The sequence below is a fragment of the Rhodohalobacter mucosus genome (genome assembly GCF_003150675.1).
GTDB classification, from domain to species: Bacteria; Bacteroidota; Rhodothermia; order Balneolales; family Balneolaceae; genus Rhodohalobacter; species Rhodohalobacter mucosus.
In genome coordinates this window covers 75,910-89,643 of the sequence record NZ_QGGB01000011.1, presented here as the reverse complement: position 1 = coordinate 89,643, position 13,734 = coordinate 75,910, and the positions used below count along the sequence as shown (strand labels likewise).

Below are 13,734 nucleotides of genomic sequence, written 5' to 3'. Positions count from 1 at the left end.
CACCGCGGAGGAGGGTAATGTTCAACCGCTCAACAGAGCAACCGAGCAATGATTAAATGCAGATTTTTTCAACACTGAAAGCTGACTGCTGATAGCTTCTACCGTTAACCTTCGCGGCCTTTGCCCCGAGACTTCGGGGCGGTAAATAATGTTTAGTTGCTCACGAGTTCACGCTGAAACCCTTCCGGGCGATACTCCCTGGGATTTTCGTCGGCCAGCCGGTGGAAGGCGAAGTAGCCGAAGCGGGTGGCGCCGTAGGGTTCTTTTACTTCTCCGTCGGGATCGACGGTAATATTCCGCTCATTCAGTTCCAGGTAGGAAGTCTGCACGGTATTCGGTCCCCGATACAGATCGCCGGCCCATTCGATATATCGTGGATCCTCTTCGGCCTCGCTGTAAACGATTTCCAGCTGACCGCTGAAGCGCATCTTCCAGAAGTGCCCCTCATCACCGGGACGCAGCAGCCTCGCGGAGCTGGTCCTGTACTTGTTCCTGCCGGAGTATCCGTAGGTTTCTCTCCGAAGGTTGTAAAGGATAAATCCCTCCTCTTCCGCACTCTCCTGAACCAGTGAGATCAGAAAATGCCGCATCGAGCCCATAAACGCTTTTCTGCGGTTGGCTTTCCAGTAAGCGGCCTGCGCCGAATCAGCCGGCGTCATCTCCATAAAGAGCGGCTCACCGTCCCAGCGGGTGCGCGTTCCGGAGTGGCTAAACTCATCAAGGTAATAGATAATCCGGTAACCCAGAGCACGGTTTTCGATCTGCAGCGGGGCAAGTGCTTCCGCTTCAAAGCGCCCCCACCACCGGGTTTCAAAACGCAGTACCTCCGGGTTCAGAATCCTCACTGAATCGGCAAATTCAGACTCCCCGATAAAAAGCGGGGTAAACCGATCCAGATATTTTTGCCACTTCTCGTCGAGGTTTCCTGCGTAGATTTCGCCCAGTTCATACACCACGGGTTTCAGTTCAAACACCTCATGCAGGGACTGCCCTTCCGGTATGCTCAACTCTTTCGATACCCTTCCGTACCCGATGATGGATACCACAAGCTTATAGTTACCCGGCGGAATACTTTGCAGTTCATAATATCCGCCCGAATTGGTTACAGCTCCGATTTTGGTTCCCGATAAAAATACGTGAACTCCCAGCAGCGGTTCACCGGTTTCTGCGCTAACCACTCTCCCGTTTATTTCTGATACGGCTGAAATTTTTCCCTGTGTTGTGTCTGCTGCAACGCTTTCGTCAACAGAGATACAAAACATCAAGAGAATTGTAAGTGTCGGAAGTGCCCTGAAAATAAACCTGCTCATGCTCTTTATAGGATCAGTCTGGTTCCGGTTGTACCGGTTTATATGTTTTAAATTACGCGAAAGGGGGAAAATATCAAGCATTACCCGCAATGCGAGGCTGTTTTTCAGACTTTAGATTACTTAGCGAATTCAAAAACTTATTTAAGGATAACAGATAACCGCCGATAAGCATTGTAACATGACATGGCTCAACGCCCTCGAACAGCATGTAGAACCGGCCTGAATCAGGGGAGAAGCCGTTAGTAAAACGTTATCCGAAACAGGCCGGTTTTTACATGTTTTTCTGAAAAGACGCAGACCATTATGAATCCATCAGCTGAACAAAACCGAATCGCTCCCAAATCGAATGACCTTTCGGTTGCACCGGTTCATGAGCGTCGGATGCCGGATACCCGGCAATCGATTGCACTGCCTGAGTTCGCTCTTCTGCTTCAGAAAGAGCTGGAAAAATTCAAGCCGGAGTTTTCAAATGAAGACGCACAAGAAGGGAACAGCACTCGGTTTTTTGATGATTTTATGATGCTTCTGTACGGCCAGAACCAAATGGCCAGGGAGATATCGGAAAGCAGGCCCATGGACTATGATGAGCGGCATATAATGCACTCTTTCCATCCACAAATAACCAACGACGCCGGATTTCGAGCTTATTTAGAGGGAAAGGACAGACGGCAGAGCACTCTGTATATGCGGTACCAAAATCTTTATGACTCTCCTGCGGGTACCGGGTTTAAACGATCATTCTGAGGTGGCTTCTGTACTGCTGCTCACGTCATAATCGGCAGCCGGAAGCAGTATTGAAAAACAGCTTCCCACATTTTCTTCACTCTCTACATCGATACGGCCCTGATGCTGACTAATAAAGCGTTTTGTAATATAAAGGCCAAGACCCAGTGAACCTGGATCATTCACGTCCAGCGTTTCGGGCAGCTGCGTAAAGGGCCTGAATATTTTATCCTGCATCTCTTTTCGTATCCCGATACCATTATCGTGAATTCGTATTGCAACCTCATCACCGTCTTTTTCGAGAACAACGCGGATTTCACCGCCCTTTCTGCAAAATTTGATCGCGTTCGAAACCAGGTTCATGACAGCGCGCTTCAGCTTCACCATGTCGGCCCGGACAAAAAGTGGAGTTTCTGGAAGCTCCGCAACCAGCTTAAGCTCCTGTTTTTCTGCATTTATGGACAGAAGGTCACAGAGATCAGAGAGTACCCAATTGAGATTTACAAGTACATCGCCGCCACTGCTGCCGCCAAGCTTCAATTTTGAGTAGTCATTAAACTGGCTTACGATTGATGCGATATCTTTAACGCCAAGTGATATTTTCCGGTAGGTTGACTTCAGCTGTTCCAGATCCTCACTTTTCTCTACGTTATTTCGAAGCATTTCAAGATACCCGTTGATCGCATTGACCGGTGAGGTGAGGTCGTGAGCTGCCATTCCAAGTACCATGGACTGCTGTTCCTCATCAGAAATACTCTTCATTCGTTCCGATTGAACAAGGTAGGTGTAGCGTTCCCATTCTCTCTGTTCACGCTCTTTCTCCAGGTCGGTTGCAATCAGTTCCGTATTGAGTTTAATGAGATCGGCATCGGGCAGCGGTTCTGTCCCCTTCTTAAGTAGAAAATAGCCTACCACAAACTGATTCAATATCAACGGTTCAGCGTGGAGCTTATCTGATCTGACGAACTCCCTGGTGAATATTTTTGCAGTATCACTCTCAGACAGAAAAACCGGGTCCGTATCCGGGCCGGCCGATGTCAGCAGTTCGTCCTCTTCCGTGAGGATAATGAGTCCGCCCCAGGAAGCGTTGCACTTTCGCACAATAAATCGTGCCCGTTCCTCTACATTACAATTGTGAAGCCGAAGCGCAAATCGGGCAACACCCAGCCTCGCCTGATGTTCCCGTTTTCTGTACATGTCACCGTCGTCGTCTGGGATATTCATAGCCCAGACAGCATTTTTCTCTTTCATCTCTATGCCCCGTTGTTGCCTCTGTTTTTATACTAAGCCGTCAAATATTAAAAGAATATAATATAATGAATTAAACAGGAAAAATGCATTTGTACACTTTTTTTTCATTACATATAGCATTGTTTTTTATTGAGTAAAAGAAGACGGCTAACACAACTGAGAAAAAAAACAGATCCTGAATTTAAGATCAGAGTGAAGCACTGCGATAAGTCGGTCAGTAGCATGAAAACATGCGCAACCAAAAACAAAGAGGACCATTATGTCAATTAGTCAAATCAACACAAATCTGCAGGCACTTACTGCACAGTCTTCACTCAATAGTGTAAACAGCCGTCTGGCTGATACCCAGCTTCAGCTTTCCACCGGTCTCCGAATCAACCGGGCAGAGGATGATGCTGCAGGCTTCTCCATTGCTTCCAAGCTCTCCAGCCGTCTGGAAGGTATGGACCAGGCAATGAGAAATATCGGTGATGCAAAATCCGTATTGGACATTGCTGAGACCGGAATGAACTCGATCATGGATATCCTGATCGATATGAAATCGAAAGCCGTTCAGGGCTCAAACGACACGCTCGGCGATGATGAAAGAGGATTTATCGCCGATCAGATCACTGCTTTGGGCGGTGAAATTGATGAGCTCGCCGCAAATACCACCTTCCAGGGTATAGACCTGCTGGATGATGGTGCAGGCGACGTAACCCTGACATTCCAGGTAGGTGAAGGGGCAGCTGAAACACTTGATGTAACGCTGACACAAACCAATCAAACAACGCTTGCCATAGATACCGGTATCGGTGCACTCGACGGTACAGACTCTACTACCTTCAATTCATTTATCAGCGACATCGATGCTGCGATTGAAACACTTGCCGGCAACTTTAACCAGATCGGTATCGACCAGTCGAAGCTGTCGATACGTGAGGAGAATCTGGACCAGGCGATTACCAGTAACAGCGCGGCACGCAGCCGAATTCAGGATGCTGACTTCGCTAAAGTACAGAGTGAATCTGTTAAACTGCAGATACTGCAGCAGACAGCTACCTCTGCATTGGCCCAGGCCAATACAAGCCCACAGTCTGTTCTCGGATTCCTCGGATAAGAGACAGAATCATACGGACGGTAACCCACAAAGAGCGCCCATGCAGGGCGCTCTTTTTTATTGTAATCTTTTACTTTATGCAGTTTATTAAAATTTTTTAATAAAATGCTTAAGCAGTTCGGGACAAAGCCGATAAGTAGATGTACGAGACACCGCCATACCGGCGGTAAAGACATCTACAGACACCGGAATGCGCCTACTCAACCTTATATTGCTGCTGCTAACTGTCCCATACCCGATGTATGGCTCAGGAAATGAATTTCATTCGAGCGGCGGAGCTTCAGAAACGGACCCTGATCGTTCTGTAGCCGTCATGACCGTTCGGGCAGAGGTAATTCAGGGGCAAACGGCAAGCTGGGCATACCCTGAGAACACTGATATGGAGCACGCTGTAATTCAACAGAGCATTGCCGGGTCCCGGGATAATGAACAAGCCATTCTCACACTTTCATACCTGGAAGACTCTGAAATGGTGATTGAGGTAAACCATCCGGGTGCACAGGTGCTTAAAGAAGATCACCACCTCATCCATACCGAAGACTCTCTCTCGTCCGGTATTTCACCATGCGGCGAAGTACACATTTCACTTACCTGGAAAAAAGGTGAATCCGTAAAAAGCCAGGTTATCATAGAGTACATTTAAAGCGGTTTTTTCTGGGCACATTTTCCTGAAAATTTATTTAAGTGACCCTAGTCATGTGCCGATAAGTTCCTCACAACAGAGATTCAAAATCCATGTAATCATGAACAGGAACGCCATGAATAACAGCTATACCGAATATCAGCGCCAAAGCGTGATGCAGGCAAGTCCTGAGGAGCTGATTTCCCAGTTATACGACATTCTGATTCAGTCCTGTTATCGAAAGGATACAGCAAAAGCATCCGGAGTGCTTGACACGCTTATCAAGTCACTCAATTTTGACTACGAAATGTCGGCCACTCTCTTTGAACTTTACAGTTACTGCAAAGTTATTTTAGACGAAGAGAAATTTGATGAAGTACGTTCGCTGATCGAGCCGATTCGCGCAGCCTGGAATGATGGCGTAGTAAGCAAGAAGGTTACACCGGTACGAACCGAAAGCCAAGGATTTTTAGCATGATTTCAGCGGGCAGCATATTACAGCAATCCAACCCATTCGAAAGTTCGATTCAGCAGTTGCTGCGTCTTGACGGACTGAAGAAAGCTTCACTTGAACAGGAGATCAAGACGTTCAATGACCAGAAAAAAACCCTGGATACAATCGGCTCTTCATTTTCATCGCTGCAAACGATTTTAAACGAATTTTCTGAAACCAGCACTACTTCGTTTCAGCCAATGAAGGCAGAAAGCACTACGAATGCCGTTAAGGTGATTTCTGCGGATGGTGCCTCACTCACAGGCAATTTCGACATTACCGTCGACTCCGTTGCCAGAAGAGATACACTTACCTCCGTTTCTTTTGAACAAAACGGTACCTCCCTCGCTGCCCAGGGAAGCGCCTCTTTTGAGATATCGGCAGGAGAAAGCGACCCGGTGACCATTTCGGTTGACACAACCGGGCGAACAGACCAGGAGGTACTAAACGCACTTCGCGATGCTGTGAATGAGCAGTTTGGTGATTTTGTGACGGCTTCAACCATTCAGGTAAGCGATACGGGATTTGCATTAAGCCTGAAAAGCAACGAAACCGGTTCTTCTAATCAGATATCGCTGCAAGCTGTTCAGGGCGATGCAGCCTCATTGAACCTTACCCGTTCGGTGCTGCCTGAAAACCTCGATGCACGTTTTACCGTTGATGGAATTTCAATGACGAGATCCTCAAATACCATTGAAAATGCTATTGAAGGTGTTTCTTTTGAATTAATAAACGAAACAGAATCAACGCAGCAGCTGTCCATTGTCCGTGACACGGAAAAGGCCATGGAATCCATGAACTCCTTTGTGGAAGCATTCAATACGCTAAACAGTGAAATCCGAAAAGCAACCCGGCTCAATGGCGAGACCGGAGACCGTGGCATCCTGCAGCGTGAGCGCTCCATAAGGAATCTAAGCAATACCATGCGGCAGAGCATATCATTGCCGGTTATCAGCATGGCGGGGTCAGGTGTTCAAACTCTGAGAGACCTGGGATTTTCCATCAGCCAGTCCGGGGAACTTTCCATTCGCGATACAGGTAAACTTGAGGAGTTGCTCGCTACAAGCCCCGACGTTGTCGAAGACTTTTTTACCGCTGACGACGGCCTTGTGAACAATCTCAAGAACGGAATAGAGCGCGCTTTCGATGGTGAAAACAATCTCATTGACCTGGTTAAAACAGGCATCGACAGCAGGATCGACCGCACAAACTCCAGAATTGAGTCGGAAGAACGATTCCTGGTGCGCCGCGAAGAGCAGCTTCGTAAGGAATTTACACGCCTTAACCAGGTGATTGAGCAGGGCCAGACCCAGTTCAATCAGGTACTGAACTTTCAGTCTTTTTTTCTGGGACAAAATTTTTAACCCCTTAGCGACAGAATCATGGTGAAATTATATAAAGAACTGGAAAATATGCTTTCAACAGGGTATCATATACTCGACGAACTGGAAAGCGATGATCCGGAAATCAGCCGGATTGAAGAGCTCTACAACAGCAGAAGCAAACAGCTTGACTCCATTTTGTCTGACTGGAATGGCCAGAATGCACAAATGGTATTTACTGAGGAGGATGGTATTACTCCCAAAGACTTCAGAAATCTGTTTTATCGGCTCAATCTTCTGGAGCGTGAACTGGATCGCAGCCTTAAATCTCTGCAAAAACAGAAAACCGATGTATTGAGGCACCTGGATTCATTTCGAACAGCTAACAAGGCTTATCAACAGCCGGGCAGCGGTTCTTCATCGATCTTTCTTGATGTAAATTCAACCTATTGAAATTACTGTTATGTCAATCAATAATATTTCATCATCCGGACTTTCAGGAAAACCCGTAAAGGGCACAGATAAAGCAGACAAACCGGCCGGTGTCAATGATGCATCGCAAAATACGAGTGCATCCTCATCCAGGCGTTCTGCCGCAGTTGACCGCGTTGAGATATCGGGAAAAGAGTTCACCGACTCTGTTGAATTTGCAAAAAACGTCTATCGCACTGAAAATGCACAAAGGGTTGATAAACTCCAGAGTATCCGAAAGAAAATGAACGCCGGTTTTTACGAATCAGAAGCGGTTGTAAATCAAATGTCAACCAAACTTGCAGGCCAGCTCAGGTCGCTTGAAGCTTCTCTTCTTGCACCGGAAAACAGCAATGCCGGTAAAACAGACTCCAAACAAATTACAGCTGAGCAGATGACCCGCCTGGCCAATGACCCGGATGTTGCAAATTCGGTTGCAGATAAAATTGCACGCGATCTGGACAACTTGTAGACCCCCCACAGCTCCGGTTTTAGACATGCAGTACCACCCTGCCCTGTCTGCGACGGAAAGTTCAAATATCCTGCTTCTTTGATGTTCAGCCCCAAAGATCCCAGACGCATAATCCCCTATCTTTTAATTTCCGAAGGCCGTTCAGTTATTTGATCAATAGACCGCCTGTACCTATATTCTCTACCCGGCAATTATTGCGGCCGATCTGAAATCCGGTCCATTTGCCTGTGCAACTACACGGGTGCTTACCGGCCGACCGGTTCCCCAAACACATGCAAGCAGAATAGATTACTCTATGTCCATACGTCAAATATTTATCATCGATGATGACGAGCATATCCTTGAATACATGAATGACTTTCTCTCCGGGCAATCTTACGAAGTTTCTGCATTCACTTCTGCCAGGGAAGCCATGGAGAAACTTGGCAAGAAAACACCCGATCTTGTGATTACGGATGTGAAAATGGATGAAATGACGGGTGACGAGGTTTTGCGGCATGTGAAATCACACAGTCCTGATACGGGCGTAATTATGATAACAGCCTTTGGCAATGTTGCACATTCGGTAAATGCCATGCAGAAGGGTGTATTCGATTACATTACAAAGCCTTTTACCGGTACAGAGTTGCTTCGGAGGGTTCAGCAGTTTTTTGATCACAGCCATCGGTCAGCTGCTGAACAGGCGTCTTCCAGAGCCGGTTCCAATGCAGGCACTGCTGATAGCAGCAGTCAGGATTCATCAGAAAGCAAAAAAACGGCTACCGGTTCCGGTGCCCGGAAAGAGCGCCGGATGGTGGGTGAAAATGAAAAAATAGTTCATCTAAAAAATATTCTGAAGCAAATTGCGCCAACCCACGCTCCGGTTCTGATTGAGGGAGAGAGCGGTACCGGTAAAGAGGTGTATGCAAATCTGATTCAGCAGTACAGTACCCGAAGCAAAGCACCGTTTGTAAAAATCAATTGTGCAAATCTTCCATCAGAATTGGTTGAAAGCACTCTTTTCGGACATGTTAAAGGTTCATTTACCGGAGCAATCAACGACTATGAAGGAGCATTTACCAAAGCTGACGGCGGTACACTGCTTCTGGATGAGATTACGGAGACGGATATCAGTGTACAGGCCAAACTGCTGCGAGTGCTTCAGGAGAAGGAGTTCCAGAAAGTGGGCAGTCAAAAGCCCGAAAAGGTTGATGTTAGGATTATTGCAACCACGAATCGCAACCCTTCTGAAGCGATTAAAAGCGGTGAATTCAGGCAGGATCTGTACTTCCGCCTGAATGTATTCCCAATACGGATTCCCCCGCTGAGAGAGCGCAAGGATGATATTCCCCTGCTGGCGGCCTATTTCTGCGATAAGTATTCTGAAGAGTATGACCTGCCCCGAAAGGAGATTTCTGACAAACTGAAAAAACATCTGATAAGCCGGCAGTGGACCGGCAATATCCGCGAGCTTGAAAACTACATCATACGTGGTGTGATCATGGCCCAGGACTCTGACGTTCTGAAGCTGGAGCACTGTGAAAACGGCCTGTTCAACAATGTGAATGAAGAGCTCACAACGAGTATCAATAAGGATATTCAGGTGATGCCAATCGAAGAAATGGAGCTCATTCTGATAAAAAAAGCCCTGGATCAAACCAACGGCAATCAAAAAGAAGCCGCCAGGCTGCTCAATGTCACTGATCGCACCATTCGGAACAAGCTGAAAAAGATCAACTTTCCTGAAGAGTAAAACATCTGCAGGACAGAAAGCACACGCCCTGCAGAGGCATCATTTTTTTAAAATGCCGATGCCATTTTTAGCTGCAGCGTTTTCTGTGCGCGTGAAAGCTGATCACTTCTCATAAGGGTAATGATCCAGCGTCGCATAATTTCCTTGCATCCGGGATCTCGCTCAAAGAGTGACTCGTAAAACTCACATGCCATCTGATTCCATCCTTTCTCTTCAAAAAGCGAAACAGCTCCCAATACGCGAATTTTCAGCTTTTTCGGCATGTCAGCACGTATGGAATCAAGGTAAAACGACTCAAAATAAAACCTTGCCCTTTCAGGATACTCCAGTTCAACGGCATACACAAAGAGTTTATCTTTCACTTCCTGCGACACCTGTCCGTCACTGAGCTTGTAAAACTCTTCCAGATTGTTGAAAGCATCCTCCCTGCTGTTCAGTTTAAGACTGAGTTCAGCCAGCAGAAAGTGTGCTTCTGCAGGCTCAAGTGTAAAGTCGTACGCTGCGTCAGAATCTTCGTGATGTGCGGACAAATAGCCGTTCAGTGCATCGGCCGCTTCCTGCCACTTTTTCTGCATCCACATGATTTTATGCCTGATAAGATAGGGAGCAAATTGATTTTCGCTGAGTTCAAGCGACTGGTCGATTGCTGACAGGGCGGCATTGGTCTGTCCGAGCTCAGCATGGGCATTTGCAAGCAGGTTGATGGCCGACATCCGATACATCGGTAGCAGCTCCGCGTTTGCGGTTAATGCGAGACGCAGTGCTTTTTCAGCTTTATGATACTGCTGCTTTTCACTGTAGTATACTCCTACCATGTACCAATCCATTGTTGTCCGCGCCAGATCATTATCCATCAGCTTCTGAAGGCGTTCTTTTGCAATGATCGGTTTTTTTTTCCTGATGATCAGATCCTTATTGTTTTCAATATATCCGTGATCAGAAATGTAGCTGCAGCAGTCGGGAAAAACGGTACCGTTGAAAACAGCTGTTCCGGAATCCCGATTCACCGGTATTACACGGATGCTTCTGCCCATATGCCTCTCGTCGGATGTACGGATCAGAGTGGCAGTCTGCCATTTATCCCTCACCGGGCTGATTTCTTCCTGCACAATTTCCTCATCACTATATAGAATCAGAATATGGTCTTTGGAAACGTCTTCCACGACGCGATTTACAGCATCGGTAAGCGATGCCTCCGTACTCCATTCAGAAACCGGTATTCCCTCTCTGATAGCTGGTGAGCCCGCTTTCTTTACAATTCTGAGTTCTTCAAACTGTTTCTCATATTTTCGGATAAATTTTTCATTTATCGGGTGAGCTGCATGTTCCTGTATAATGATCAGTGCGGTGTCTGTGGATGTTTTCATAATCTGTATATTTGATTGTGTTTTTGTGGTCTTACCTCAGGTAATCAAGCAGCGATGTCTGCATCATTCTGGACTGTGATGAGAGTATCGCATCATAGGAGGTTTGTGCATTTTTAAAGTTGAGCATGGAGTCAATGATATCAGCATCAACAAGTCGGCTTACTTCACCTTTCTGGTCGATAATGTTATCTCCCAGTCTTTGATTGGTATACTCAAGCCGGTTAATATTATTCGCAATACGGGTAGACAGGCCCACAACATGATTCACCGTCTCGTCCAGATTTTCGATCGAATCCCGGATTTGAGGGCCGTCATTTGCCCTTAGTGCATCAATTGTGTTCTGAATTATTTCGAACATGTCACCGGCTCGTGTATCACGAAGTTCCACACCGGTAATCGTTGTGTTTATGACGGATGCATCCCCAACCATAACTTTGAGGGGTCTGTCGGTACTCAACGTGGCAACTCCGCCGGCAGCTCCGGCGTCCCTTTCAAAAGGCGGGGCGTCGGATGCTGTTCCGGAAAAGACATGGAGTCCGTTATACTTGGTTGAAGAGATGTTCAGCAGTTCATCTCTCATGCTTTCAAACTGGTTTGCCAGGCTCTCTCTCTCATCCGCGCTTTTGGTATCGTTACCCGCCTCAATGGCACGTGCTTTCATCGTGCTGAGCAAATCCTCCATTCTTGAGAGTGAATCCTGTACAGTACGGGCCTGGAAAAGGCCGTTGTCTGCATTTCGCTGAAACTGCTCATTTCGCCGTATTAAATCCTCAAACAGCTTTCCGGAAGTAAATGCTACACTGTCGTCAGACCCTTTCCGCACGCGTTTGCCGGTTGCAATCTGTTCATTAAACTTTACCATTTCGCCGCGGGCTTCCCTCACTTGTCGGCGAAACGTTGTGTCGGTCATAAATTCAGTTATTCTCATAATCAGTGGGGTCAGGCGATGGATAAAAGTGTGTCGAACATTTTCCGCCCGGTGTCCAGTACGCGTGCTGAAGCCTGAAAGGAGTTCTGAAACTTGATCATATTCCCCAGTTCTTCATCAATGCTGACACCGGAAAGCTGTTCCTGACGGTTCACCAGAAAGTCTTTGGCTGCATTGGCCGCCTCCAGCTTCCGGTCTATTTCATTTAGCTTATTGCCCGGAACGCTCATGAATTCGACCGTCCGTGAAGAGATGGTTTGACCTTCTATGAACGGCTCGTCCTGCAGGGCGATAATTTCGAGTGCGCGATCGTTATTGCCCGATTCACCGCTGACTGATGAAGCGGCAATCAGTGCCGGATTTTCGAGCAATGCTGCATTCACCTTCATATTTGCTGCACCTGTTGACGTCGCGTCAAAGAACGACCGGGACACACCGTCTTCCAGGCCAAATCCGAATTCATGGATCTCATCAATTCGGTTCATCATGGCCACCGACAGCCTGTCAAGTTTTTCACGCGCCTCGGGTACACCTTCCTCAAACATCTCAATATTTGCCGCAAGCTCCCCCTTTGCAGCGTCAATGAGTTTTCCGTTTTGCAATCGTACTCTGAAAGTGTTGCTATCCCGGTCGGTTTCGGCACGGAGAGTTTGAAATTCCTGACCGCTCACGACGGATATACCCCCGATACGTACTTCGGTTGCCCCTTCGTCAGATACCAGGGTATCAAAATCAACCAGTTTTGCGAGCTCGCTGAGCGCTGCAGTACGTTGGTCGAGTGCATTGTGGTCTATCTGTTTTGCCGATCGTGTAACGGCAATTTCTCCATTCAGGCCGGCAATGTCGCCAAGCAGCTGATTGATACGTGTAATCCGGTTATTTGCTTCCTCAAAAACCTGTTCCGAGAGGTTAATCAGGTCTGTGTCCGTTGACCGAAACGTTTCAGTCATCAATTCGGCTTTCGATGCCAGAGTGGTTCTCAGGTTAAGGTCCTGCGGGTTTGCGCTCAGTTCGGAAAACGCGTTGAAAAATTCACCGATTATGGAGTCGAGCCCTGCACCGTCGGATGCTGTAATTGCGGTCTCCATTAACCTGTAAACAGACGCTTTTTCAGACAGGTTACCGATGTCGTGCTGTTTCCTGTTTATCTGCTGATCGATAAACTCGTTTCTCATTCTCTCGATGGTAACCACATTTACACCGAGCCCGACTGAACCGGTACCAAATTTTTGCACATTTTCCCGTATTACGGGAACCTGACGGCTGTAGCCCGGGGTATTGGCATTTGCAATATTGTTGGATGCCACTTCAGTCGCCGTCCTGGCGCTCTGCATTCCGCGGGTTGATATTTCAAATATGCTTCTCATAATGGTTTAGTTGGGTTTGATTATTCCCTCAGATCGCTTCATATCTTCCGGTTCAGTCCGATGCTCGCCGATTCTCCACGTTCCACCTTGCCTTCAGGGTTGTAGCTCTCTGCTTTACCTCCTGTAAGATTCGACAATGTGGCAATTGTGTCACGATTATACTCTGAAGCAAACTCAAGAAGCTGAACCAGTGCCGACCGTATTTTCTCTGTCTTATCAATCTCCGTGTAGAGATTTTCACGGAGGTCGTCCAGCTCGGCTGCCGGTCCTTCAACGGCATCTATTACTTTCTTCAAAGAGGGATGCTCATGATCCGGGTAATATTTCTGAAAAAGCTGAACAAGCTGTGATCTGAACTGTTCCTCACTATTCTGAAGATCATCATAAGCCTCTGTTTGTTCACGGATCAACTCGTTCAGTTTGTGAAGGTCGTTTCCGATCACGGCTGTAATTTGTTTATTCAGCAGCTGTTTTGTTTGACGGTAGCCTTCACATAGCGACTTCAGGCTTTCAGCAAGTGTTCCGGTTCCCGGTTGAGGATCGGCAGCAGCTATAGTCATTGTTTGATTCATTATTC

14 protein-coding genes are annotated in these 13,734 nt (G+C 47.2%); 8 read left to right on the top strand and 6 right to left on the bottom strand.

What is annotated here, in order from left to right; genetic code table 11:
• Positions 1-152 precede the first annotated feature (152 nt).
• Positions 153-1,310 (bottom strand): carboxypeptidase-like regulatory domain-containing protein, encoded by a 1,158-nt coding sequence (locus DDZ15_RS15930; protein ID WP_158278751.1) that lies wholly within the window; start codon positions 1,308-1,310, stop codon positions 153-155.
• 303 nt (positions 1,311-1,613) lie between these two features.
• Between DDZ15_RS15930 and DDZ15_RS15925 the strand changes: the two genes are divergently transcribed.
• Positions 1,614-2,054 (top strand): hypothetical protein, encoded by a 441-nt coding sequence (locus tag DDZ15_RS15925; protein ID WP_109648121.1) that lies wholly within the window; start codon positions 1,614-1,616, stop codon positions 2,052-2,054.
• On the opposite strand, the gene DDZ15_RS15920 is transcribed toward DDZ15_RS15925, so the two are convergent.
• Positions 2,046-3,284: a sensor histidine kinase gene (locus DDZ15_RS15920; RefSeq protein ID WP_109648120.1), complete on the bottom strand. Its 1,239-nt coding sequence runs from the start codon at positions 3,282-3,284 to the stop codon at positions 2,046-2,048. The two genes, DDZ15_RS15925 and DDZ15_RS15920, sit on opposite strands and share 9 nt — an antisense overlap.
• Positions 3,285-3,543: 259 nt before the next feature.
• On the opposite strand from DDZ15_RS15920, the gene DDZ15_RS15915 reads away from it, so the two are divergent.
• From DDZ15_RS15915 to DDZ15_RS15885, 7 genes are all read left to right on the top strand, one after another.
• Positions 3,544-4,383, top strand: a complete 840-nt coding sequence (locus DDZ15_RS15915) for a flagellin (RefSeq protein ID WP_109648119.1) — start codon at positions 3,544-3,546, stop codon at positions 4,381-4,383.
• A gap of 190 nt (positions 4,384-4,573) precedes the next feature.
• Positions 4,574-5,026 carry a hypothetical protein gene (locus tag DDZ15_RS15910; RefSeq protein WP_146198623.1) on the top strand — a complete coding sequence of 151 codons (453 nt, stop codon included), beginning with the start codon at positions 4,574-4,576 and terminating at the stop codon, positions 5,024-5,026.
• Between the two features lie 115 nt (positions 5,027-5,141).
• Positions 5,142-5,483, top strand: coding sequence for a flagellar export chaperone FliS (locus DDZ15_RS15905; protein WP_158278750.1), 342 nt, complete (start codon positions 5,142-5,144; stop codon positions 5,481-5,483).
• Positions 5,480-6,862, top strand: coding sequence for a flagellar filament capping protein FliD (gene fliD / locus DDZ15_RS15900; protein ID WP_109648116.1), 1,383 nt, complete (start codon positions 5,480-5,482; stop codon positions 6,860-6,862). Before DDZ15_RS15905 ends, fliD begins: the two co-directional genes overlap by 4 nt.
• A gap of 18 nt (positions 6,863-6,880) precedes the next feature.
• Positions 6,881-7,273, top strand: coding sequence for a hypothetical protein (locus tag DDZ15_RS15895; protein WP_109648115.1), 393 nt, complete (start codon positions 6,881-6,883; stop codon positions 7,271-7,273).
• A gap of 10 nt (positions 7,274-7,283) precedes the next feature.
• The gene (locus DDZ15_RS15890) at positions 7,284-7,763 is read left to right on the top strand and encodes a hypothetical protein (RefSeq protein WP_109648114.1); all 480 of its coding nucleotides are present in this window, start codon (positions 7,284-7,286) and stop codon (positions 7,761-7,763) included.
• A 295-nt stretch (positions 7,764-8,058) separates the two neighbouring features.
• The gene (locus DDZ15_RS15885) at positions 8,059-9,495 is read left to right on the top strand and encodes a sigma-54-dependent transcriptional regulator (RefSeq protein WP_109648113.1); all 1,437 of its coding nucleotides are present in this window, start codon (positions 8,059-8,061) and stop codon (positions 9,493-9,495) included.
• A 47-nt stretch (positions 9,496-9,542) separates the two neighbouring features.
• Here DDZ15_RS15885 and DDZ15_RS15880 read toward each other — a convergent pair whose 3' ends face one another.
• Genes DDZ15_RS15880 through flgN form a run of 4 tightly spaced genes read right to left on the bottom strand, consistent with a single transcriptional unit; the run spans position 9,543 to position 13,717 of the window.
• A complete protein-coding gene (locus DDZ15_RS15880; RefSeq protein WP_109648112.1) occupies positions 9,543-10,862 on the bottom strand; it encodes a tetratricopeptide repeat protein in 1,320 nt (439 codons plus the stop codon).
• Positions 10,863-10,893: 31 nt separating this feature from the next.
• The gene (locus DDZ15_RS15875; RefSeq protein WP_158278749.1) at positions 10,894-11,772 is read right to left on the bottom strand and encodes a flagellin N-terminal helical domain-containing protein; all 879 of its coding nucleotides are present in this window, start codon (positions 11,770-11,772) and stop codon (positions 10,894-10,896) included.
• A gap of 29 nt (positions 11,773-11,801) precedes the next feature.
• The gene (flgK, locus tag DDZ15_RS15870) at positions 11,802-13,157 is read right to left on the bottom strand and encodes a flagellar hook-associated protein FlgK (RefSeq protein ID WP_109648110.1); all 1,356 of its coding nucleotides are present in this window, start codon (positions 13,155-13,157) and stop codon (positions 11,802-11,804) included.
• Positions 13,158-13,195: 38 nt separating this feature from the next.
• Positions 13,196-13,717: a flagellar export chaperone FlgN gene (gene flgN / locus DDZ15_RS15865; RefSeq protein WP_158278748.1), complete on the bottom strand. Its 522-nt coding sequence runs from the start codon at positions 13,715-13,717 to the stop codon at positions 13,196-13,198.
• Between the last annotated feature and the right edge of the window lie 17 nt (positions 13,718-13,734).

Bases quoted from the DNA above. Each gene is read 5' to 3' on its own strand.
- DDZ15_RS15930 (WP_158278751.1), bottom strand. From the start codon at position 1,310: ATGAGCAGGTTTATTTTCAGGGCACTTCCGACACTTACAATTCTCTTG.
- DDZ15_RS15925 (WP_109648121.1), top strand. From the start codon at position 1,614: ATGAATCCATCAGCTGAACAAAACCGAATCGCTCCCAAATCGAATGAC.
- DDZ15_RS15920 (WP_109648120.1), bottom strand. From the start codon at position 3,284: ATGAAAGAGAAAAATGCTGTCTGGGCTATGAATATCCCAGACGACGAC.
- DDZ15_RS15915 (WP_109648119.1), top strand. From the start codon at position 3,544: ATGTCAATTAGTCAAATCAACACAAATCTGCAGGCACTTACTGCACAG.
- DDZ15_RS15910 (WP_146198623.1), top strand. From the start codon at position 4,574: ATGCGCCTACTCAACCTTATATTGCTGCTGCTAACTGTCCCATACCCG.
- DDZ15_RS15905 (WP_158278750.1), top strand. From the start codon at position 5,142: ATGAATAACAGCTATACCGAATATCAGCGCCAAAGCGTGATGCAGGCA.
- fliD (WP_109648116.1), top strand. From the start codon at position 5,480: ATGATTTCAGCGGGCAGCATATTACAGCAATCCAACCCATTCGAAAGT.
- DDZ15_RS15895 (WP_109648115.1), top strand. From the start codon at position 6,881: ATGGTGAAATTATATAAAGAACTGGAAAATATGCTTTCAACAGGGTAT.
- DDZ15_RS15890 (WP_109648114.1), top strand. From the start codon at position 7,284: ATGTCAATCAATAATATTTCATCATCCGGACTTTCAGGAAAACCCGTA.
- DDZ15_RS15885 (WP_109648113.1), top strand. From the start codon at position 8,059: ATGTCCATACGTCAAATATTTATCATCGATGATGACGAGCATATCCTT.
- DDZ15_RS15880 (WP_109648112.1), bottom strand. From the start codon at position 10,862: ATGAAAACATCCACAGACACCGCACTGATCATTATACAGGAACATGCA.
- DDZ15_RS15875 (WP_158278749.1), bottom strand. From the start codon at position 11,772: ATGACCGACACAACGTTTCGCCGACAAGTGAGGGAAGCCCGCGGCGAA.
- flgK (WP_109648110.1), bottom strand. From the start codon at position 13,157: ATGAGAAGCATATTTGAAATATCAACCCGCGGAATGCAGAGCGCCAGG.
- flgN (WP_158278748.1), bottom strand. From the start codon at position 13,717: ATGACTATAGCTGCTGCCGATCCTCAACCGGGAACCGGAACACTTGCT.